The organism is Serratia sp. TSA_7 (assembly GCF_052692135.1).
The window spans coordinates 204440-226597 of sequence record NZ_JBQZFU010000007.1 but is presented as its reverse complement, the minus strand read 5'-3'; the positions used below and the strand labels follow the sequence as shown (position 1 = coordinate 226597).

Sequence of the window (22158 nt, the reverse complement as noted above, 5' to 3'; positions counted from 1 at the left end):
TCCAATGGACGGCTGGGAGCGCGCTTTCGTCCTGCATGGGCGACCGTACAGTGAAACCAGCCTGATGCTGGACATGTTCACGGAAGGTCATGGGCGGGTGCGCTTGCTGGCAAAAGGCGCGCGCAGCCGCCGCTCCAATCTAAAGGGTTGTCTGCAACCCTTTACTCCCCTGCTGGTGCGCTGGGGCGGCCGTGGCGAAGTGAAAACGCTGCGTAACGCCGAAGCGGTTTCTCTCGGTTTACCTCTCAGCGGCATGATGCTGTACAGCGGCCTGTACGTGAACGAACTGTTGTCGCGGGTGCTGGAGCAGGAAGCCAACTACTCGGTATTATTCTTCGACTATCTGCAATGTCTGCAGGCGCTGGCGGCGGAAGATATTTCCCCGGAGCAGGCGCTTCGTCAGTTTGAGCTCGCACTGCTGAATCACCTGGGCTATGGCCTTGATTTCCTGCACTGCGCCGGCAGCGGCCAGCCGGTGGACGATGGCATGACCTACCGTTACCGCGAGGAAAAAGGCTTTATCGCCAGCCTGGTGGTGGACCATTACAGCTTTACCGGCCGCGAGCTGCGTGCGCTGGCAGAGCGTCAGTTCCCCGATGCGCAAACCTTGCGTGCCGCCAAACGCTTCACCCGCATGGCGCTGAAACCCTACCTGGGCGGCAAACCGCTGAAGAGCCGCGAACTGTTTCGTCAGTTCGTCCGCAAGCAGCCGGATACGCCGGTCGACGACGCCTGACCTTTTCCCCTTTTGCGGCCCTGCGCCCGCGTGTAAACTGCTGGCACTGAAAATCGTTTTTAGAGGGTTGTCATGGCTGATTTGCTGCTGGGCGTTAATATCGATCACATCGCCACGTTACGTAACGCGCGCGGAACCCAATATCCGGATCCGGTTCAGGCGGCATTTATCGCCGAACAGGCGGGGGCTGACGGGATTACCGTGCACCTGCGTGAAGACCGCCGCCACATCACCGATCGCGACGTGCGTATTCTGCGTCAAACCATCCAGACGCGCATGAATCTTGAAATGGCCGTGACCGACGAAATGTTGGATATCGCCATTGAATTGAAGCCGCAGTTTTGTTGTCTGGTGCCGGAAAAACGTGAAGAGGTCACCACCGAGGGTGGGCTGGACGTTGCCGGGCAACAGGACAAAATGGCCGTGGCGGTGGAGCGCCTGGCGCAGGCCGGCATTCTGGTGTCGTTGTTTATCGACCCGGATCATCGCCAGATTGATGCGGCGGTGGCGGTTGGCGCGCCCTACATTGAAATCCATACCGGCGCCTATGCCGAAGCCACAGGCGAGCTGGCGGTGAAGGCCGAGCTGCATCGTATTGCGGTCGCGGCTACCTATGCCGCCGGCAAGGGCCTGAAGGTCAATGCCGGTCATGGCCTGACTTACCATAATGTTCAACCGATAGCTGCGTTGCCAGAGATGTATGAACTGAATATCGGGCACGCCATTATCGGCCAGGCAGTAATGAGTGGGTTGCCGGCAGCGGTTGCCGACATGAAATTGCTGATGCGGGAAGCGCGTCGCTAATGGCCGTACTGGGGCTGGGTACCGACATCGTTGAAATGGCGCGCATCGAAGCCGTGGTGGAGCGCAGCGGCGATCGCCTGGCACGCCGTGTGCTGAGCGCGGCCGAGTGGGAGGTGTATCAGCAGCATCAGCAGCCGGTACGTTTTCTCGCCAAGCGCTTCGCGGTGAAAGAAGCAGCCGCCAAGGCTTTCGGTACCGGCATCCGTAACGGGCTGGCATTTAATCAGTTTGAAGTGTTCAATGACGGTCTCGGCAAGCCGAACATTCGCCTGCATGCTCGCGCTGCGGAGTTGGCGCAGGAGATGGGCGTTACCGCCATCCACGTCTCGCTGGCGGATGAACGCCGTTATGCCTGTGCTACGGTAATTATTGAAGGCTAAGGCGGTATCGGCCGTAAAACAAAAGGGCGCCTGTTGGCGCCCTGAGGTTGATGACAAAGTTGTCTTTGAGTTCGAGATACCCGGGCCTAGCGCACCGAGGGGCGCTCCGACGGCCAAGGCCGTTACGACCCCTTCGGCACGCTCTCCCTAATAACGGGTTTTGTCAGCCGTCTGAGGGCGCCTGTTGGCGCCCTTGTCGATCGGAAGGTAGCGGTTACAGCCGATCGGCGTGATGCAGCATCACAAACTTGTCCCACAGCTGTTCGTTGCTTTCACTGTGCTGCGGGTTAACGATAATGGTGTTATCGATCGGGCATACCTGCTGGCAGGTTGGGATATCGTAATGGCCAACGCACTCGGTGCAGCGATCGGTGTCGATCCGGTAGATATCCTCCCCCATCGAAATGGCCTGATTCGGGCATTCCGGCTCGCACATATCGCAGTTGATGCATTTGCGTGTGATTAGCAGGGCCATGGTTTATCTCTCATCGTTAATAGGGGTATTTTGCGCAGCGCGGATTATAACGTCTAAACCAGTTTTTTCACTAACTGTTCGCTGTGTTTGATACGGTCGCGGGCATGATCGAGATCGTGCTGAATCAAGGCCATGAACAGCAGGTCGGTGAGGGCGAACTGAGCGGTGCTGGAGGAAATGGCGGCGCTGCGGGTGTTGGGTTCCTCTGCGATGGTATACAGGCAGTGATCGGCGCGTTGCTGCAGCCCGTTCGGCGAGAAACTGGTCAGCGCCAGCACCTTGGCCCCGGCCAGGCGGGCTTCCTCAGCCGCCAGGTTGATTTCCCGCCGTTCCCCGCTGAATGAGATCGCCAGCAGCAAATCCCGCTTGTCCAGTGCCTGTACTGCCGCCAGTTGGACGTGCATATCCGGCTCTGCTATCGCCATCACGCCAATTTTCAGCAGCTTGTAGGAGAAATCCTTGGCGACCAACCCGGAAGCGCCGATCCCCACCAAAATGATCCTTCGCGCCTGACGCAGCATATCCAGCGCCTGATGCAGACGCTCTTCGCTATTGATATCCAGCGTGGCGCGCAACGCGGACTGCTTTTCCACCAACAGCTTTTCGCCGACCGTTTTCAGCGCATCGCTGCTGAGGATCCGGTTATGCACGGTGATCGCCGGCTCGGCCTGCGGCTGGGCCAGGGTTTCGCTCAGCGCCAGCTTCAATGCAGGAAAGCCTTTGTAGCCCATCTTCTGAGCAAATTTCACCACGCTCGACTGACTGACTCCCGCCAACTGGGCCAGCTTTTGCGAGCTGAGATGGCGCGCCTGCTGAGCATTATGCAGCAGGAAATCCGCCAGTTTGCGGTCGTTTTGAGCCAGCGTTGGATACATCTGACGAATGCGAAGAAGGGTACTCATAAGGTTGTGTCCCATAATTGATCGTGGCACCGTCGCAGACCCAAAAGTCCGTAATCAAGGCGGAGGGTGCAAAGCATAGCGGACCCTATGTTTAAACCCGACAACACAGAGTGCGGGCTTTTGGGGCGCGACCCGAAGGGCTGGGGCCATTTGAACGCGCATCGGTGTTACGAGCCGCTTATTTGGCCCACCAAACCTCACGACTCGTGCCTGGTTGCGCGCTCACATGACCGCCAGCGGTGCTCGCGTGCAACTATGGGGCGCAACCCGTATTTCCCTGGAAACCAGCGGGTATTCTGCCACGCCGGCGGCGAAAACGCGCAGTGAAAATTTTTTGTGAGCTCGTCTTTAAAATAGCAAATAGTGCTCGCTTTAATGAATAAAATATTCAAATAATGTTTTTATGTTTGGAATTAAAAATTCAAAGGTAAACAAATGAACTTAGGCGCATTGGTATCTGAAACCCGTAACCCAGCCACCATGGGGCTGGATGAAATGTCGACGCTGGAGATGGTGAGCTGCTTTAACCGGGAAGACCGCAAGGTGCCGGAAGCGATTGAAAAAGTGCTCCCGGCCATCGCGGAGGCGGTGGATCTGGCGGCGGCGGCGTTGAAGGCCGGCGGCCGGTTGATTTATCTGGGGGCGGGTACCAGCGGCCGTCTTGGCGTGCTTGACGCCTCCGAATGCCCGCCCACCTTCGGCGTGCCGCATGGCAGGGTCGTTGGGCTGATAGCCGGCGGGCCGGGCGCGCTGCTGAAGGCGGTAGAAGGCGCAGAAGATGATGCAGCCCTGGGAGAGGCCGATTTGCAAGCGCTGACGCTGACGGCCACCGACATGGTGGTGGGGCTGGCGGCATCCGGGCGTACGCCTTATGTGATCGGCGCCTTGCGCTACGCGCGTCGGTTGGGATGCCCGACGGCGGCGATTTCCTGTAATCCGGATTCACCCATTGCCCATGAAGCGCAGGTGGCGATTTCACCGGTAGTGGGGCCGGAGGCGTTGACCGGCTCGACGCGCATGAAATCCGGCACCGCGCAAAAACTGGTGTTGAACATGCTGTCGACCGGCGCGATGGTCAAACTGGGCAAGGTATATCAGAACCTGATGGTGGACGTGAAAGCCACTAACGTAAAACTGGTGGATCGCGCCTGCCGCATCGTCGTGGAAGCCACCGGCGCCGAACGCAGCCAGGCTGAGGCAGCGCTGACGCAGACCGGTTTTGAAGTCAAACCGGCGATTCTGATGATTCTGGCCGGTATTGGCGCTGAAGAAGCGCAGCGTCGCTTGCAGCAGCACGACGGCTATTTGCGTGCGGCATTGACGCGTTAAACCACACTTGGGGCGGGCGATGGACAAAACAACGGCACTGGCAACACAGATACTGGCGGGGGTTGGCGGCGAGGGGAATATCCTCAGGTTGGAGAACTGCATGACGCGGGTTCGCGTCGAGGTCCGCGACGAACTGCGCCTGGATTTACCGGCGCTCAAGCAGTTGCCGGGCGTTAAGGGCTATATCAAACAGGGCGATCAGCATCAGTTTATTGTCGGTCCGGGCGCCGCCGCCAAGGTGGTGGACGCCATGCGTTCGCTGCTCAAGGGTGCTCCCGCCGCGTTGGCGGGCGGTGATGATATCGCTCGTACCAAGGTGCAGGCCAAGCAGAAATACGCAGCCCCGATGAGCGGCGCACTGAAAAAGCTGGCCGATGTCTTTATCCCGCTGATACCGGCGTTCATCGCTTCGGGTCTGATTACCGGCATCATCAACTTGCTGAAGCGGCCCGACATCGCCGGCGAACTGGCGGTCAACTACCCCAACGTGCTCGGGCTGCTGGCGATTTTCGGCAGCGCGGTATTCGCCATCATGAACATTTTGGTGGGAGTCAACGCCGCCCGGGTGTTTGGCGGTTCACAGGCGATGGGCGGCGTAATGGCCGGCATTCTCTCCAGCCCGGCGCTGGCGCAGATTACTTTGTTCGGCGAGGCGTTGCAGCCGGGGCGCGGCGGGGTGATTGCGGTGCTGCTGGTGGTGGCGCTGATGTGTTGGGTGGAAAAACGTCTGCGCAACCTGCTGCCGGAGTCTATCGAGCTTATCCTCAATCCGCTGTTGACCACGTTGGTGACCGCGTCGCTGGCGATTATGATTTTGCAACCGCTCGGCGGCTATATATCGGACGCCATCGCTCACGGCGCCAATCTGGCGATCGACAAGGGCGGATTGCTGGTGGGCGCGGTACTGTCCGGGTTGTTCCTGCCGCTGGTGCTGTCCGGTCTGCATCAGGGGTTGGTGCCGATACATGTCGAGCTGGTGCAGGCGCACGGCTCCAACCCGCTGCTGCCGATCCTGGCGATGGCGGGAGTGGGGCAAGTGGGGGCTGCATTGGCGGTATTAATGAAAACCCGCAACGCGCGCCTGAAAAAGGTGATCAAAGGGGCGCTGCCGGTCGGTATTCTCGGCATTGGCGAACCGCTGATTTTCGGTGTGACTTTGCCGCTGGGCAAGCCTTTTATTGCCGCCTGCCTCGGCGGCGCGGTGGGGGGCGCACTGATCAGCTACTGGAAAGTGGCGACGGTGATTACCTTCGGTATTTCAGGTTTGCCTTTGGCGCTGACCATTGTCTCGGGTAAGGTGATGTTGTATCTGGCCGGTATGGTGATTACGATTGTGGCTGGATTTATTTTCACCTGGATAATGGGATTCAACGATCCTGAGGAGTAACGTTTGAGCGAGAAACAGAACCAGGAGGCCGTGGAAGGCCGCCGCGTGGTGTTCTTTGATCTGGACGGTACGCTGCATCAGGAAGACATGTTCGGCAGTTTCTTGCGTTTCTTGCTGCGTCACCTGCCGCTTAATCTGCTGTTGGTGGTGCCGCTGTTGCCGGTGGTCGGGCTGGCGATGTTGATGATGGGGCGCGCTGCGCGCTGGCCGATGAGCGTCTTGCTGTGGTCGATCACCTTTGGCCGTTCGGAGGCCAGGTTAAAGGCGCTGGAACAGCAGTTCGTCAGCTATTTCCGCAATAAGGTGACCGCGTTTCCGGTGGTGCAAATGCGTCTGCGTCAGTACCTCGATGTGCACGATGCGCAGGTGTGGCTGATCACCGGTTCTCCGGAACGGCTGGTGGAGCAGGTTTATCGGGACTCCGCTTTCCTGTCGCGGGTGCGCCTGGTCGGCAGCCGCATTGTGCGCAGTTACGGCGGCTGGGTGTTGACTATGCGCTGTCTTGGCGTCCAGAAAGTGATGCAACTGGAGCAGCGTCTCGGCGCGCCGCTCAGGTTGTACAGCGGGTACAGTGACAGCAAGCAGGATAATCCGCTACTGTATTTCTGCGAGCACCGTTGGCGGGTCAGCAAGCTGGGTGAGTTGCAGCAGTTGGAGTAAGCAAAGGGCGGATTTCCGCCCTTTGCCGTTTAGATCCCCTCGGGTTTTCCAATTGCAGCGTGAAAGACGGCAGCCATAACGCCTTAATCATCGGCCAGATCGTGCGGCTTGCGTCCCAACTGCCATATTTTCTCCGCATAGTGCCCCAGCGCCCACAGGCTCAGACCGAGCACCACAAAGAAAATCGCCTTGGGCATGCTGTCCCAGAAAAACTCGAAGAAGCGGGTATAAAGGTTGATGCACAGGAAGGTCAGACCGAATCCGCGCAGCATGGCGTCATCGCGTTTCAGCCCCAGCCAGATGACCACTGCGGCGGCGATGCCGAACAGCAGGCTCCAGTGGAACAGTTCGATCTGGCGCACGCTATACCAGCTGTCAAGATCGCCGTAATTGCCGAAGATCGACAGCAGCCACAGGGCGATAAACAAATACAGCAGCCCCATCGCCAGCGAAACCCGCTCCAGCCCACGCCGTGCAAGCAGCGGTTGCAGCAGCAAGGCTGCGGCGATCAGGGCTGCGCCGAAGGCGATAAAGCGAATCGGGAAGCTCATGCCCAGCCAGTAAGCGCCCCAGCCGGACAGGTAACCGGTTTCGGCGCCGAAGGCGTTGCCGAGCGACAGCAGGGCAAACCACCAGACCAATCCGGAGCGGCTGAACCAGCCAATCACGCCGTAAAGCAGAGCGGCGAACATCAACAGCAATGAAACCCGGCCACTGCCGTTGTCCAGCCAGACGCCCATTTGCCACAGTGCGCAGGCGGTGAAGAGCACGGCAATGAACAGCGCGGCCTCATTACCGTAGCGTTTTTCCGGATGACGGCGACGACGGCGCAAGGCCCAGGTGTAGGCCAGCGCGGCTAGTATGCCGGCCATCGCCATGCGAACCGGGGCATCGAAGCGGAACAAGCCGCTCAGCCAGTCCAACAGATCGCTGTCGGCGAACAGGCTGGTGATGGCAATGACCAGCGAGGCCAGTGCGGCGAGAAACGCATAACGCGCCAGCCGCCGCCAGTCGAAAGGCTGTACTTCCACATGCTGCAACAACAGCTCTTGCTGTTGCACCGTCAGCGCGCCTTCGCCGACCCAGCCGTTCAGGGCTTTGCGTACCACGGCGGCGTTCTTCTTGCTGAATTTCATGTTTCTTATCCCTGATAACATCGCTATTCGTTCAGTATATACCCGTTGCATTTCAAGCCGCAGCGCTCGGCTCCGCACCCGGCCGGCAGGGGAGAATATATTCACCCCGGTTAACGCGGGCGCAGCATGCAGCGCACCTACTGTGTATAATGCCCGCCGCAAAAGCGCACGAGGAATTATGCGATGACTGAATATAACGATGAATACTGGATGCGCCAGGCGTTGCTGCTTGCCCAGCGTGCTCAGGAAGAGGGCGAGGTGCCGGTGGGTGCGCTGCTGGTGCTGGACAATCAGGTGATTGGCGAAGGCTGGAACCGGCCGATTGGCCGCCACGATCCCACCGCGCATGCGGAGATCATGGCGCTGCGGCAGGGCGGAGCGGTGTTACAGAACTATCGCCTGTTGAACGCCACGTTGTATGTCACCCTGGAGCCGTGCGTGATGTGCGCCGGCGCAATGGTTCACAGCCGCATTCGTCGGCTGGTGTACGGCGCGGCCGATGTGAAAACCGGTGCGGCAGGGTCGCTGGTGGATATTTTGCGCCATCCCGGCATGAACCATCAGGTAGAGATCGCTTCAGGCGTGCTGGCGGACGAATGCGCCGCGACGCTGAGCAACTTTTTCCGCCTGCGCCGCGAGCAGAAAAAAGCGCTTAAGCTGGCGCAACGTGCGGCGGATAAGCCGGAGTAATTAGTGGTTAAGCGCCAGTTCCGGCATAACGACCGGATAGCCTTTCCCCAGCGCTTCCTGTTCGGCCGCTTCCTGCGCCGCCTTCCTCTCTTTTTCTTGCAGATAGCCGACCAGGCTGACCTGATAGCGGCGAATGTTTTCCACGTAGTTATAAGCTTCGCGTCCGCGCGCATAGCCGTAGGTCAGCTGCGGGTAATAACGTTTTTGGCTGAGCATCGGCAGGCGCTGTTTGACGTCCACCCAACTGTCCGGGTTGCCTTTTTGCATTTTGGTCAGCTTGCGGGCGTCGAGCATATGGCCCCAGCCCATGTTGTACGCCGCCAGCGAGAACCAGATGCGTTCGTCTTCCGGCACGCTGTCGGGCACCTTGGCCATTAACCTCTGCAGGTAAAGTGCGCCGCCCTGAATGCTTTCCTCGGGATCCAGACGATCGTTGACCCCCAGGCCGTCGGCGGTGGCCCGCGTCAGCATCATCAGGCCGCGCACGCCGGTGGGCGAAGTTGCCTGCGGGTTCCAGTGCGATTCCTGATAGGCGATGGCCGCCAGCAATTTCCAGTCGATCTCATTGGCGTATTTTTCAAACAGCGAGCGGAAGGTCGGCAGCACCGAGTCGATGGCCGACAGGAAGGTTCTGGTATCGACGTAATCGAAACTGCCGACGTGGCCGAGATACTTCTCTTCCAGCCGCGCCAGCGTGCCGTCGTCCACCATCTGGCTATAGAAATCCAGCATCGCCGCATACAGGCTATCGTCGTTGCCGCGTTTCAGATACCAGGTGACCGGCTCTTCATCGGTGACGTCGAACGCAACCGCCAGTTGCGGGTGGATGCGCTGAAGCAGGGCGATAGTCACAGAGTCGCCCAGGGTATAGTCCAGTTTGCCGTCGGCCACCTGTTCCAGCAGCTCTTTTGAAGTCAGATCGCTGGAGGCTTCCCAACTGAGGTCCGGGAATTTACTTTGCTTAAGCTGTTTCAGCGTGCTGACGTGCGCGGAACCGGAAGCGACCGCCAGCTTGCCTTTAATATCGGCAAAGGTTTTTGGCCGTGGGGTGCCCAGACGATAGACCAACTGCTGGGAAACGGAATAATAGGCCGGGCCGGTGCGTGCGCGGCTGAGGCGATCCTGGTTGTAGATCAGGCCGGCGGCCAGCAGATCGGCGTCGTCATCGTCCAGATCGTCAAACAGGTCATTGATATTGTTGTGCGGGATCACCACCAGCTTCACGCCCAGGTAATTGGCGAAGCGTTTCGCCAGCTCGTAGTCGAGCCCACCCGGCCCCTGCTTGGTGGTGAAATAGGTTAGAGGCGTGTTCAGCGTACTGATACGCAGCTCGCGACGGGATTTGATCTCTTCGAGCTGCCCACCCTGGCCGCCGCGCCAGGCAATATTGGGCCACAGGGCGAGCGCCAGAAGCAAGGTAACAACACCGATGAGAATGTAGTTTATTTTTAGGCGTTTCAAATAGTTATCCAGTGGTGGCACGGGTGCGCCGGTGACCTATGGTCAGTCTTTTCTTATGGTTAAATCACCAGTGCGGGAGCATTTTGCGCAACAAAACGCCAGCGTGCAACTTTATTGACACGTTATGACAATTCGAGGGGGCGAACAGCTTTTATCAATAATAGCTGCGCAAACGGTTTCGTCGGCGGCGTAGATTCTCTATAATGGCGCGCGTTTTCCCCTGTTGCGCCCAAAGAAGTGCTGAAGTCAGTTGCTTCGAAGACGAGAGAACTTTGATTATGGAAATACTGCGTGGTTCGCCCGCTTTGTCGGCTTTTCGTATTACCAAACTGCTGTCCCGCTGTCAGGACGCTCAACTTCCGGTCAGTGATATCTACGCCGAATACGTCCACTTTGCCGATGTTAATGCACCGCTGAGTGCCGAAGAACATGGCAAGCTCACGCGCCTGCTCAAGTACGGCCCCTCTCTCGCCGAACATGCCCCTGAAGGCCGCCTGCTGTTGGTGACGCCGCGTCCGGGTACCATTTCCCCCTGGTCTTCCAAAGCCAGCGATATCGCCCACAACTGCGGTTTGAAGCAAGTGGTGCGGCTGGAGCGCGGCCTGGCGTTTTACGTCAAGGCGCCGACGCTGACCGAAGCGCAGTGGCAACAGCTTGCCGCGTTGCTGCACGATCGCATGATGGAAACGGTATTCGGCGAACTGCAGCAGGCAGAACAGCTTTTTGCTCAGCATCAGCCGGCGCCGTACCAGGCGGTGGACGTGCTGGGCGAAGGTCGCAGCGCGCTGGAACAGGCCAACCTCAAGCTGGGGCTGGCGCTGGCGCAGGATGAAATCGACTATCTGCTGAATGCCTTTACCGGTCTGGGGCGCAACCCGACGGATATCGAACTCTATATGTTCGCGCAGGCCAACTCCGAGCACTGCCGCCACAAGATTTTCAACGCCGACTGGATCATCGACGGCGAACAGCAACCTAAGTCGCTGTTCAAAATGATCAAAAACACCTTCGAGCAGACGCCGGATTACGTACTCTCTGCTTATAAAGACAACGCGGCGGTCATGGAAGGCTCTCAGGTTGGCCGTTTCTTTGCTGCGCCGGAAAACGGCCAGTATGACTACCATCAGGAAGACGCGCATATCCTGATGAAGGTGGAAACCCATAACCACCCGACGGCGATCTCCCCATGGCCGGGTGCCGCTACCGGTTCCGGCGGCGAGATCCGCGACGAAGGCGCCACCGGCCGCGGGGCCAAGCCCAAGGCGGGTCTGGTGGGCTTCTCGGTTTCCAACCTGCGTATTCCCGGTTTCGAACAGCCGTGGGAACAGGACTTCGGCAAACCGGATCGCATCGTGACCGCACTGGATATCATGACCGAAGGCCCATTGGGCGGCGCGGCGTTCAACAACGAATTCGGCCGTCCTGCGCTGGTCGGCTATTTCCGTACCTATGAAGAGCAGGTCAACAGCCACAACGGCGTCGAACTGCGCGGCTACCACAAGCCCATCATGCTGGCGGGCGGTATCGGCAACATCCGCGCCGATCACGTGCAGAAGGGCGAAATCACCGTGGGCGCCAAGCTGGTGGTGCTCGGCGGCCCGGCGATGAATATCGGCCTGGGCGGCGGTGCGGCTTCTTCCATGGCGTCCGGTCAGTCCGATGCCGATCTGGATTTCGCCTCGGTACAACGCGACAACCCGGAAATGGAACGCCGCTGTCAGGAAGTGATCGACCGCTGCTGGCAGTTGGGCGAACAAAACCCGATTCTGTTTATCCACGACGTAGGCGCCGGCGGCTTGTCTAACGCCATGCCGGAACTGGTCAGCGACGGTGGCCGCGGTGGCCGTTTCGAACTGCGCGACATCCTTAACGACGAGCCGGGCATGAGCCCGCTGGAAGTGTGGTGCAACGAATCGCAGGAACGCTATGTGATGGCGATTGCGCCGGCGCAGATGGCGCAGTTTGACGAAATTTGCCGCCGTGAGCGCGCACCTTATGCGGTGATCGGCGAAGCCACCGAAGAACTGCATTTGACGCTGAACGACAACCATTTCGACAATCAACCGATCGATATGCCGCTGGACGTGCTGCTGGGCAAAACGCCGAAAATGACGCGTGACGTGAGCAGTCTGCAGGCCAAAGGCGAGCCGATCCAACGTGCGAACATCACCCTGGAGGATGCGGTAAAACGCGTTCTGCATTTGCCGGCGGTGGCAGAGAAAACCTTCCTGATCACTATCGGCGACCGCACCGTAACCGGCATGGTAGCCCGTGACCAGATGGTTGGCCCGTGGCAGATCCCGGTAGCCGACTGCGCGGTGACCACCGCCAGCCTGGACAGTTACTACGGTGAAGCGATGTCGATCGGCGAACGTGCGCCGGTTGCCTTGTTGGACTTCGCCGCTTCCGGCCGCCTGGCGGTAGGGGAAGCGCTGACCAACCTGGCCGCGACCGAAATCGGTTCGCTCAAGCGCGTGAAGCTTTCCGCTAACTGGATGGCGGCAGCCGGCCACCCGGGTGAAGACGCCGGCCTGTATGCAGCGGTGAAAGCGGTGGGCGAAGAGCTTTGCCCGGCGCTGGGCATCACCATTCCGGTGGGCAAAGACTCGATGTCGATGAAAACCCGCTGGCAGGAAGGCGAAGAGCAGCGCGAAATGACCTCGCCGCTGTCGCTGGTGATCACCGGCTTTGCCCGCGTGGAAGACGTTCGCCACACAGTGACGCCGCAGTTGCGTACCGATAAGGGCGAGAGTGCGCTGTTGCTGATCGACCTGGGCAACGGCCACAACGCACTGGGCGCAACCGCATTGGCGCAGGTTTACCGCCAACTGGGCGACAAACCGGCCGACGTGCGCAATGTAGAACAGCTGGCAGGCTTCTTCAACGCCATGCAGCAACTGGTGGCCGATCGCGCGCTGCTGGCATACCACGACCGTTCCGACGGTGGCCTGCTGGTCACGCTGGCGGAAATGGCGTTTGCCGGTCACTGCGGCGTGAACGTGGATATCAAAGGGCTGGGCGACGATGCGCTGGCAGCGTTGTTCAACGAAGAGCTGGGCGCGGTGATTCAGGTCACGGCCGACCGGCTTGAAGCGGTGCAACAGGTCTTTGCTCAACACGGCCTGACGGACAATGTGCACCACATCGGCAGCGTGCAGGCCGGCGATCGCTTTGTCATTACTCAGGGCGACAAAGCGCTGTACAGCCAAAGCCGCGCGACCTTGCGCACCTGGTGGGCGGAAACCACCTGGCAGATGCAACGCCTGCGCGATAACCCGGAATGCGCCGATCAGGAGCACCAGGCCAAGCAGGACGACCGTGACCCGGGCCTGAACGTCAAGCTGACCTTTGCGCCGGAAGAAGACATTGCCGCGCCTTACATCGCCAAGGGCGCACGCCCTAAAGTGGCGGTGCTGCGCGAGCAGGGCGTCAACTCCCACGTTGAGATGGCGGCAGCCTTCCACCGCGCCGGCTTCGATGCGGTAGACGTTCATATGAGCGATCTGCTGGAAGGGCGTCGCGATCTGCAAGACTTCCATACGTTGGTTGCCTGTGGCGGTTTCTCATACGGCGACGTACTGGGTGCCGGCGAAGGCTGGGCGAAGTCGATTCTGTTCAACGACCGCGTTCGTGACGAATTCGAATCCTTCTTCCACCGTCCGCAAACCCTGGCATTGGGTGTGTGCAACGGTTGTCAGATGATGTCGAACCTACGCGATCTGATCCCGGGTGCCGAACACTGGCCACGTTTCGTACGCAACCTGTCGGATCGTTTTGAAGCGCGTTTCAGCCTGGTGGAAGTGGCGGCCAGCCCGTCGCTGTTCATGCAAGGCATGACCGGTTCACGCATGCCGATCGCCGTATCCCACGGTGAAGGGCACGTTGAAGTGCGCGATGCAGCGCATCTGGCGGCGTTGGAAAGCAGTGGTCTGGTGGCATTGCGCTTTGTGGACAATGCCGGTCAGGTAACGGAAACCTATCCAGCCAACCCTAACGGTTCGCCAAACGGCATCACCGCAGTGACCAGCAGCAACGGCCGTGCGACGGTGATGATGCCGCACCCGGAACGTGTATTCCGTACCGTGAGCAACTCATGGCATCCGGAAGAGTGGGGCGAAGACAGCCCGTGGATGCGCATGTTCCGCAACGCCCGCAAGCAATTGGGCTAAGCGGTTACCACGCGGTAACGAAAGGGGCGCAAGAGATTGCGTCCCTTTTTACTTATTGCGCCGGTGCCGGTTTGCCGTTGTCTGCATTTTGCGACAGAGAACCTTTTTCATGTCTCTAAAAAGAGACACTTAACTCATTGATTTATAATGGTGAAAAATTAATTGGCTTAAGCTGTCGGTTTTTGGCGACAGGGTGGTGATTTTTTAATCGACCTATGGCAGGTTAATTTGAGCTTATAGACTATGTTTTTATTTATTTTTTAATATATTCAATGTGTTAATAAATAACTTGAAAAGTTGGCACGTAAAGTGCATTATTCTCCCCAGTTGCTCATTCAACTTTTTATGACGGCCCCGTATTTAGACGGAAGTTTGCCTCATAAGCCTCCGAATGATGCCAAAGAAATGGTGCCTATCGTCCAACCAAACCGATAACAGACGCGCAAGCGGCTTTATCAAGCATCGGGCGACACGTGGAGTGAGGCACCGCCTGTATCCAACTGTGATGAGTGTTCATCAATCCCGGATACTTATGGATGCTATTCGTCCTGTTCGATGCCAGCCTTGTGCTACATCACCCTGGGGACGAGATTCAAGGGCATCCACAATTTCTTGCGATGGGGCAGTTTTGCCCCAGCGTCAATTCTCGAAGCAGCGCTTACGCCGACATCAGGCCTGTATCGCCATCGATACCCTCAAATGCCAAGGCTACCCAAAAAATCTTTTTACTCATGCTTTGCCGCGGGTTTCATTGGCCTTGGTTTGTACTGTATTTGGCGAGCGGAATTTTTATCTTTTAACGACAGCACCGAGCCTGATGGCCGGTGCTTTTTTTTGCGTTTAATCCCCCGTTATAGGCTGCCTTGGCAGGATAATCGCCCGCCGGGCTTTTTTCTCACCGGTGACTCGGTTAGCATCGAAGCAGATGAGAGACAATGAGATGATTTCGTTGAAAAGATGGCGTTTATTCCCCCGCTCGCTGCGTCAGCTGGTCCTGATGGCGTTTCTGCTGGTGCTGCTGCCGCTGCTGGTGCTGGCTTATCAGGCTTATCAAAGCCTGGATCATCTCAGCGCGCAGGCGGCGGATATCAACCGCACCACGCTGGTGGATGCGCGGCGCAGCGAGGCGATGACCAGCGTGGCGCTGGAGATGGAGCGCAGCTACCGTCAGTATTGCGTGCTGGTCGATCCCACCCTGGAACGGCTGTACCAAAATCAACGTAAGCAGTATTCGCAGATGCTGGACGCCCATGCGCCGATCCTGCCGGATGAACGCTATTATCAAACGTTGCGCAGCCTGCTGACCCAGCTCGCTGCGATTAAATGCCAGAGCAGCGGGCCGGACAAACAGGCATCGACGCTGCTGGAGTCTTTCTCGCGTTCCAACGCCGAGATGGTGCAAGCTACGCGCGCCGTAGTGTTCTCGCGCGGCCAGCAGTTACAGCAGGCGATTGCCGAACGCGGCCAGTTTTTCGGCTGGCAGGCGCTGATGCTGTTTCTGGTCAGCGTGTTGCTGGTGGTGCTCTTCACCCGCATGATTATCGGCCCGGTGAAAGCGGTGGAGCGCATGATCAACCGTCTGGGGGAGGGGCGAGCGCTGGGCAGCACCGAGTCGTTTAAAGGCCCGCGTGAGCTGCGTTCGTTGGCGCAACGCATCATCTGGCTGAGTGAGCGCCTGGCGTGGCTGGAGTCGCAGCGGCATGAGTTCCTGCGCCATATCTCGCATGAATTGAAGACGCCGTTGGCCAGCATGCGCGAGGGGACGGAACTGTTGGCAGACGAAGTGGCCGGCCCGCTGACCTCCGATCAGAAAGAAGTCGTGACTATTCTCGATAACAGCAGCCGCCACCTGCAACTGCTGATAGAGCAGTTGCTGGATTACAACCGTAAACTGGCCGATGGCCCGGCGGAGCATGAGAATGTTGAGCTGCGCGATATGGTCGAGTTGGTGGTCGCCGCGCACAGTTTGCCGGCCAGGGCGAAAATGATCCGCACCGAGATCACATTGGATGCGGAAATCTGCTGGGCAGAGCCTACGCTTTTAATGCGCGTGCTGGATAATCTCTACTCCAATGCGGTGCACTACGGCAAGGAATCCGGTAACATTTGGATTCGCAGCCGTCAGGTTGGGCAACGGGTGCAGATTGATGTCGCCAACAGCGGCACGCCAATCCCCGAGGCCGAGCAAACCATGATTTTTGAGCCTTTTTTCCAGGGTAGCCACCAGCGAAAAGGGGCGGTAAAAGGAAGCGGTCTGGGGTTGAGCATCGCTCAGGATTGTATCCGCCGGATGCGCGGTGAATTGCAGCTGGTCGAAGTCGCCGGCGCAGACGTCTGCTTCCGCATTGAATTGCCATTAACCGCCGAGAATGAATAAATAATGTACACATGGTCTAAACGCCTTCGTCTATTGCAGACCGAACGTTCACCGCGTGCCACGCAGAGCGCGCCACTCGGCAAGCGTCGTCTTTCCTTTTTAGGCAGCGTTCTTTGCGTGCCGTTTTTGCTGGCAGGCTGCGTCGATCGTGCGGTCAGCAGCGGCCTGAGTCAGCAGCAGCAAGAAGCGATCCCGGACACCAAAGTGGTGGATTACCGCATCGCAGCCTGCGATACCCTGTGGCAGCTCGACGACAAAGACGCGTTGAATAATTCACTTTACTGGCTGCGCGCGATGGATTGCGCCGATCGCGTAGGATCGACCCAGGCGCGCTCGCTGGCGAAAACCCTGCCTGGCGACAGCTGGGACGGTATTTTCAAGCAAAGTATTCTGTTGGGCAGCGCCGAGCCGACGTCGGGCGAACGCCGCCAGATGGTCGATCGTCTGAACAGTTACCGCCTGGCGTTCCCAAGCTCCTTGCGCCCGTTGCTGCAACTGTGGCGCCAGCAGCAGGTTCTGCAGATCACCTTGTTCGACGAAAAGGCGCGCTATCAGCACCTGCAGGAAAGCTCGGACAGCCAGATAGATGCGCTGCGCCAGGGCCAGATCCGCTTGCAGGCCCAGTTACAGGATACTTCGCGCAAACTGGAGAATCTGACCGATATCGAACGTCAGCTCTCCTCGCGCAAGCAGTTACAGGGCGAAATCCCGGATAACGGCGCGACACAGCAAAAAACCGACGCCGCAGATAAAAATGCCGCGTCGGCCAAGGCCGCAGAGCCGGAAGCCGAACCGGAAAAGGGCACCGCCCTGCCGGTGGACCCGGAAGATACCTACGCGCCGCCCCCCGCTAACAAGGAGTCTCACGCGCGATGACAGCACGCAAACCGGCCAATCTGTTATTGGTTGACGACGATCCCAGCTTGCTCAAGCTGCTGGGTATGCGCCTGACCAGCGAAGGTTTTCATGTCACCACCGCCGAAAGCGGCCAGGAAGCGCTGCGCCTGTTGGGGCGCGAACAGATTGATCTGGTGATCAGCGATCTGCGGATGGACGAAATGGACGGCATGGCGCTGTTTGCCGAAATTCAAAAGCACCAGCCTGGCATGCCGGTCATCATCCTTACCGCCCATGGTTCGATCCCGGATGCGGTAGCCGCCACCCAGCAGGGCGTGTTCAGTTTCCTCACCAAACCTGTGGATCGCGATGCGCTGTACAAGGCCATAGATGAAGCGCTGTCGCTTTCGCTGCCGGCCGGTGACGACAGCTGGCGCGAAGATATCGTCACCCGCAGCCCGATTATGCTGCGCCTGCTGGAGCAGGCGAAAATGGTGGCGCAGTCCGACGTCAGCGTGCTGATCAATGGCCACAGCGGCACCGGTAAAGAAGTGTTGGCCCAGGCGATCCACGGTGCCAGCCCGCGCGGTAAAAAGGCGTTTATCGCCATTAACTGCGGCGCCTTGCCGGAACAACTGCTGGAGTCTGAGCTGTTCGGTCACGCCAAAGGGGCGTTTACCGGTGCGGTCAGCAGCCGTGAAGGGCTGTTCCAGGCGGCGGCGGGCGGCACGCTGTTCCTCGATGAGATCGGCGATATGCCGCTGTCGTTGCAGGTTAAACTGCTGCGCGTGCTGCAGGAGCGCAAGGTGCGCCCGCTGGGCAGCAACCGCGATCTGGACATTGACGTGCGCATTATTTCCGCCACCCACCGTGACCTGCAAAAGGCGATGGCGAAAAACGAGTTCCGCGAAGATCTCTACTACCGCCTGAACGTGGTGAACCTGAAGATCCCTGCGCTGAATGAACGGGCTGAAGATATCCCGCTGCTGGCCAACCATCTGCTGCGTGAATCCGCCAAGCGTCACAAGCCGTTTGTCCGCAGCTTCTCTTCCGACGCCATGAAGCGCCTGATGACCGCCACCTGGCCGGGCAACGTGCGTCAACTGGTGAACGTGATCGAGCAGTGCGTGGCGCTGACGTCTGCGCCGGTGATCAGCGAAGCGCTGGTGGAGCAGGCGCTGGAAGGGGAAAATACCGCGTTGCCGACCTTCGTCGAGGCGCGCAATCAGTTTGAGTTGCACTATCTGCGCAAGCTGTTGCAGATCACCAAGGGTAACGTAACCCAGGCCGCACGCATGGCGGGCCGCAACCGTACCGAGTTTTATAAATTGCTGTCGCGCCACGAGCTGGACGCCAACGATTTTAAAGAATGATATTTTCCGCCATGGCCTGCGCGCGCAGGTTCTCAACAAACGTGGCGGAATGATTTACACTCCGTTCTCTTTGTCGTGGCATGACCGGGCGTAGAGAACCATGGAACGTATTAAGCAGGATCCTAAACAATGAGCAGATCACTTTCCATCGCATTGGCCCAGCTGAATTTGCTGGTCGGTGACATTGAAGGCAACACCGAACGCATGTTGCAAACCGTGCAAGAGCAGCAGAAGGCGGGAGCCGATCTGGTCATGTTCACCGAGCTGGCGCTGTCCGGTTACCCGCCGGAAGACCTGCTGTATCGCGACGATTTCTACCAACGTTGCGACGCGCAGCTTCATCGCCTGCAGCAGGCGTCCACCGATGTGGCGATCCTGGTCGGCCACCCGTGGCGCGAAGGCGACAAGCTGTATAACGCGTTGTCGCTGTTCTCTGAAGGGCAACTGTTGGCGCGCTATTTCAAGCAACAGCTGCCGAACTACGGCGTCTTCGATGAGAAACGCTACTTCCACGCCGGCAACGAAACCTGCGTGGTGAACCTGAAAGGCTACCGTCTGGGCCTGCTGATTTGCGAAGACCTGTGGTTCCCGGAGCCGGTTGATGCCGCCAAGGCCGCCGGCGCCGAAATGATTTTGTCGATCAACGCCTCGCCGTACAATCGCGAGAAGCCGTATATCCGCAAGACGCTGATGGCCGGCCATTGCCAGCGCACCCATCTGCCGCTGGTGTATCTGAACCAGATCGGCGGGCAGGATGAATTGATTTTTGACGGTTGCTCGAAGGTGTTCGACGCGGCCGGCAACATGACCCACCGCCTGGCGGCGTTTGCCGAGCAGGTGACGCTGTTGAGGTTCAACGAGCTGGACGTGGTGCCAATGACCGCACCGGCCGCCGAGTTGCCGCAGCTGGCGCAGGTTTATGAAGCGCTGGTGCTGGCGGTGCGCGATTACGTGACCAAAAACGGCTTCAAGGGCGCGGTGTTGGGGCTGTCCGGCGGTATCGACTCGGCGCTGACCCTGGCGATTGCCGTTGATGCCCTGGGTAAAGACAAGGTGCAGGCGCTGATGATGCCGTTCCGCTACACCGCGGATATCAGCATCGCCGACGCCAAGGAAGAAGCTGAAATTCTCGGCGTCGAGTTCGATATCGTCTCCATCGAGCCGATGTTCGACGCCTTTATGGGCCAGCTGACGCCGATGTTTGCCGGTACCGAACGCGATACCACCGAAGAAAACCTGCAGGCGCGCTGCCGCGGCGTGGTGCTGATGGCATTGTCCAACAAGCGCCGCAGCATCGTGCTGACCACCGGTAACAAAAGCGAGATGGCCGTAGGCTACGCCACGCTGTATGGTGATATGGCCGGTGGCTTTGACGTACTGAAAGACGTGCCGAAAACGCTGGTGTTCAAACTGTCCGAATACCGCAATACCGTCTCTTATGTGATCCCGCAGCGCGTTATCGATCGTCCTCCGTCCGCCGAGCTGGCGCCGGATCAGGTCGATCAGGACAGCCTGCCGCCGTACGACATTCTGGATGCGATTCTGGAAGGTTACGTCGAACGCGATAAGTCGGTTGCCGATCTGGTGGCCGAAGGCTTCGACGAGGCGATCGTGCGCAAGGTTATCCGCCTGGTGGATATCAACGAATACAAGCGGCGTCAGGCCGCCGTCGGGCCGCGTATTACCGCCCGCAATTTCGGCAAAGACCGCCGCTACCCAATCACATCCGGCTTTGGCCGCAAAAATTGGTAATTAAGGAAAGAAGATGAAAAAAATTGACGCGATTATCAAGCCGTTCAAACTGGATGACGTCCGCGAGGCCTTGGCCGAAGTCGGCATTACCGGTATGACCGTGACCGAAGTGAAAGGCTTTGGCCGCCAGAAAGGCCACACCGAGCTGTACCGTGGCGCGGAGTACATGGTCGATTTTCTGCCGAAGGTGAAAATTGAGATTGTCGTGGCCGACGATATCGTCGACACCTGCGTGGAAACCATCATGCAGACTGCGCAAACCGGTAAAATTGGCGACGGTAAAATCTTCGTCTTCGACGTGGCGCGCGTGGTGCGTATTCGTACCGGCGAACAGGACGAAGAAGCGATTTAATGCGATCCTCTACCGAGCACCGCCGGCTTGAGCCTGGCCGGTGCTCGGCTTCTTACCCCCGCTAAAAACGTCCCAAGGCTTTATCTCTCAGTCATTTCCGCCATAAGCATTCTAAAAAAGCGAAGGCTATCGCGTTTTTGATAGTTTTTTCGATCGCTTTCCTCACGGGATCTACACTCAACTCAACTGTCTTGATTAAGGCGATCCCCCATGAATGTCAAGTTGCGGCCAGGCGGCAAGGGCGCGCCTCCCTAGGATCTTTCTCACGTAAGTGGTTGTAAGCGTATGCAGACAACAACGCAGTGGCTTGAAAGGTGATGGGGATGATGACGCTGCGCCAAATCCGCCACTTTATCGCCGTGGCGGAAACCGGTTCGATCTCCGCCGCCGCCCAGGCGGTGTTCGTTTCACAGTCTTCGCTGACGCTGGCCATCCAGCAATTGGAAACCGACATTGGCGTGCGGCTGTTTGATCGCCACGCCAAGGGCATGAACCTGACGCATCAGGGCCATCAGTTCCTGCGCCAGTCTTACCTGATCCTTGCCACGGTGGATAACGCCAAGCGCAGCCTGCAACTCGGCACCGAAAGCCTGACCGGCAAACTGACCATTGGCGTCACCAGCCTGGTGGCGGGCTACTTTTTGGTGGAACTGCTGAAGCGGTTTAAATCGGCCTATCCCAACGTCACCATTCAGGTGATAGAAGATGAGCGTCCCTATATTGAGCACCTGCTGGTGAGCGGGGAGATCGATATCGGTGTGCTGATCTTGTCGAATATCGAAGACCGCGATGCGCTGCAAACCGAAGTGCTGATGCATTCACCGTATCGCCTGTGGTTGCCACCGCTGCATCCGTTGCTGGAGCACGAAAGCATCAGCCTGGCAGACGTGGCAAAGCAACCGCTGATCCAGCTTAACGCCGACGAAATGGACGTGCATGCGCGGCGCATCTGGGCGCGCGCCGGGCTGAAGCCGGAGATCGCCATGAAAACCGCCTCGACCGAAGCGGTGCGCAGCCTGGTGGCGGCGGGGATGGGGGTTTCCATCCAGCCGGACATGGCGTATCGCGCCTGGTCGCTGGAAGGCAATATGATTGAGGCGCGCAAGCTGGCGGATCTGCTGGAGCCGCTGGATATCGGCCTGGCGTGGCGGCGGGGCAGCGCGCGGCCGGAACTGGTCACGCCGTTTCTTACCATCGCGCGTGAGAATGGCAATATGCATGCCGCCGGCCTGAAGCATTCGATTTAATCGAACGCGGCCTTCAGTATTTAGAATTTGTTGGCTGCCTGATGCTCGCATAGTCTGATTAAAACTAACTTATTCACATTTGGTTAACGTT

18 protein-coding genes are annotated in these 22158 nt (G+C 58.6%); 14 read left to right on the top strand and 4 right to left on the bottom strand.

All coding sequences use genetic code 11. From position 1 onward, the window contains the following. Positions 1–4 precede the first annotated feature (4 nt). The 3 genes from recO to acpS all read left to right on the top strand — a co-directional run bounded on the left by recO (position 5) and on the right by acpS (position 1920). Positions 5–736, top strand: a complete 732-nt coding sequence (gene recO, locus ACUTQW_RS20270; RefSeq protein ID WP_004953582.1) for a DNA repair protein RecO — start codon at positions 5–7, stop codon at positions 734–736. Positions 737–808: 72 nt separating this feature from the next. Then, positions 809–1540: a pyridoxine 5'-phosphate synthase gene (gene pdxJ, locus ACUTQW_RS20265; RefSeq protein WP_004953580.1), complete on the top strand. Its 732-nt coding sequence runs from the start codon at positions 809–811 to the stop codon at positions 1538–1540. Beyond that, complete coding sequence (gene acpS, locus ACUTQW_RS20260; protein WP_006318461.1) at positions 1540–1920, top strand: holo-ACP synthase; 381 nt, start codon at positions 1540–1542, stop codon at positions 1918–1920. The genes pdxJ and acpS overlap by 1 nt, the downstream gene beginning before the upstream one ends. A gap of 214 nt (positions 1921–2134) precedes the next feature. On the opposite strand, the gene ACUTQW_RS20255 is transcribed toward acpS, so the two are convergent. Further along, a complete protein-coding gene (locus ACUTQW_RS20255) occupies positions 2135–2395 on the bottom strand; it encodes a YfhL family 4Fe-4S dicluster ferredoxin (protein ID WP_006327379.1) in 261 nt (86 codons plus the stop codon). Between the two features lie 53 nt (positions 2396–2448). After that, positions 2449–3297, bottom strand: a complete 849-nt coding sequence (locus ACUTQW_RS20250; protein WP_006327378.1) for a MurR/RpiR family transcriptional regulator — start codon at positions 3295–3297, stop codon at positions 2449–2451. Positions 3298–3732: 435 nt separating this feature from the next. Between ACUTQW_RS20250 and murQ the strand changes: the two genes are divergently transcribed. The 3 genes from murQ to yfhb are packed head-to-tail and all read left to right on the top strand — an operon-like array spanning position 3733 to position 6673. Next, entirely contained in the window at positions 3733–4626 is an 894-nt protein-coding gene (gene murQ / locus ACUTQW_RS20245; protein WP_004952145.1) for an N-acetylmuramic acid 6-phosphate etherase, read from the top strand. Between the two features lie 19 nt (positions 4627–4645). Continuing rightward, on the top strand, positions 4646–6013 hold the full coding sequence (locus tag ACUTQW_RS20240; RefSeq protein WP_445654956.1) for a PTS transporter subunit EIIC: 1368 nt from the start codon (positions 4646–4648) through the stop codon (positions 6011–6013). A 3-nt stretch (positions 6014–6016) separates the two neighbouring features. Further along, a complete protein-coding gene (gene yfhb, locus ACUTQW_RS20235) occupies positions 6017–6673 on the top strand; it encodes a phosphatidylglycerophosphatase C (RefSeq protein ID WP_004952141.1) in 657 nt (218 codons plus the stop codon). 83 nt (positions 6674–6756) lie between these two features. Here yfhb and ACUTQW_RS20230 read toward each other — a convergent pair whose 3' ends face one another. Further along, positions 6757–7809 carry a hypothetical protein gene (locus ACUTQW_RS20230; RefSeq protein ID WP_037433537.1) on the bottom strand — a complete coding sequence of 351 codons (1053 nt, stop codon included), beginning with the start codon at positions 7807–7809 and terminating at the stop codon, positions 6757–6759. A 183-nt stretch (positions 7810–7992) separates the two neighbouring features. Between ACUTQW_RS20230 and tadA the strand changes: the two genes are divergently transcribed. Continuing rightward, a complete protein-coding gene (gene tadA, locus ACUTQW_RS20225) occupies positions 7993–8499 on the top strand; it encodes a tRNA adenosine(34) deaminase TadA (protein ID WP_004952136.1) in 507 nt (168 codons plus the stop codon). Here tadA and mltF read toward each other — a convergent pair whose 3' ends face one another. Continuing rightward, positions 8500–9960 carry a membrane-bound lytic murein transglycosylase MltF gene (gene mltF / locus ACUTQW_RS20220; RefSeq protein ID WP_006327373.1) on the bottom strand — a complete coding sequence of 487 codons (1461 nt, stop codon included), beginning with the start codon at positions 9958–9960 and terminating at the stop codon, positions 8500–8502. Between the two features lie 275 nt (positions 9961–10235). Between mltF and purL the strand changes: the two genes are divergently transcribed. From purL to ACUTQW_RS20185, 7 genes are all read left to right on the top strand, one after another. Then, on the top strand, positions 10236–14129 hold the full coding sequence (purL, locus tag ACUTQW_RS20215; RefSeq protein WP_193378409.1) for a phosphoribosylformylglycinamidine synthase: 3894 nt from the start codon (positions 10236–10238) through the stop codon (positions 14127–14129). Between the two features lie 940 nt (positions 14130–15069). Continuing rightward, the gene (locus ACUTQW_RS20210) at positions 15070–16506 is read left to right on the top strand and encodes a sensor histidine kinase (RefSeq protein WP_013814167.1); all 1437 of its coding nucleotides are present in this window, start codon (positions 15070–15072) and stop codon (positions 16504–16506) included. A gap of 3 nt (positions 16507–16509) precedes the next feature. Further along, a complete protein-coding gene (qseG, locus tag ACUTQW_RS20205; RefSeq protein WP_020439615.1) occupies positions 16510–17382 on the top strand; it encodes a two-component system QseEF-associated lipoprotein QseG in 873 nt (290 codons plus the stop codon). Next, positions 17379–18716, top strand: a complete 1338-nt coding sequence (gene glrR, locus ACUTQW_RS20200; RefSeq protein WP_004952130.1) for a two-component system response regulator GlrR — start codon at positions 17379–17381, stop codon at positions 18714–18716. The genes qseG and glrR overlap by 4 nt, the downstream gene beginning before the upstream one ends. A gap of 129 nt (positions 18717–18845) precedes the next feature. After that, the gene (locus ACUTQW_RS20195; RefSeq protein WP_004952129.1) at positions 18846–20468 is read left to right on the top strand and encodes an NAD+ synthase; all 1623 of its coding nucleotides are present in this window, start codon (positions 18846–18848) and stop codon (positions 20466–20468) included. 13 nt (positions 20469–20481) lie between these two features. Beyond that, positions 20482–20820 (top strand): nitrogen regulatory protein P-II, encoded by a 339-nt coding sequence (glnB, locus tag ACUTQW_RS20190; protein WP_004847623.1) that lies wholly within the window; start codon positions 20482–20484, stop codon positions 20818–20820. 323 nt (positions 20821–21143) lie between these two features. Next, the gene (locus ACUTQW_RS20185; RefSeq protein ID WP_004952128.1) at positions 21144–22067 is read left to right on the top strand and encodes a LysR substrate-binding domain-containing protein; all 924 of its coding nucleotides are present in this window, start codon (positions 21144–21146) and stop codon (positions 22065–22067) included. Positions 22068–22158 lie beyond the last annotated feature (91 nt).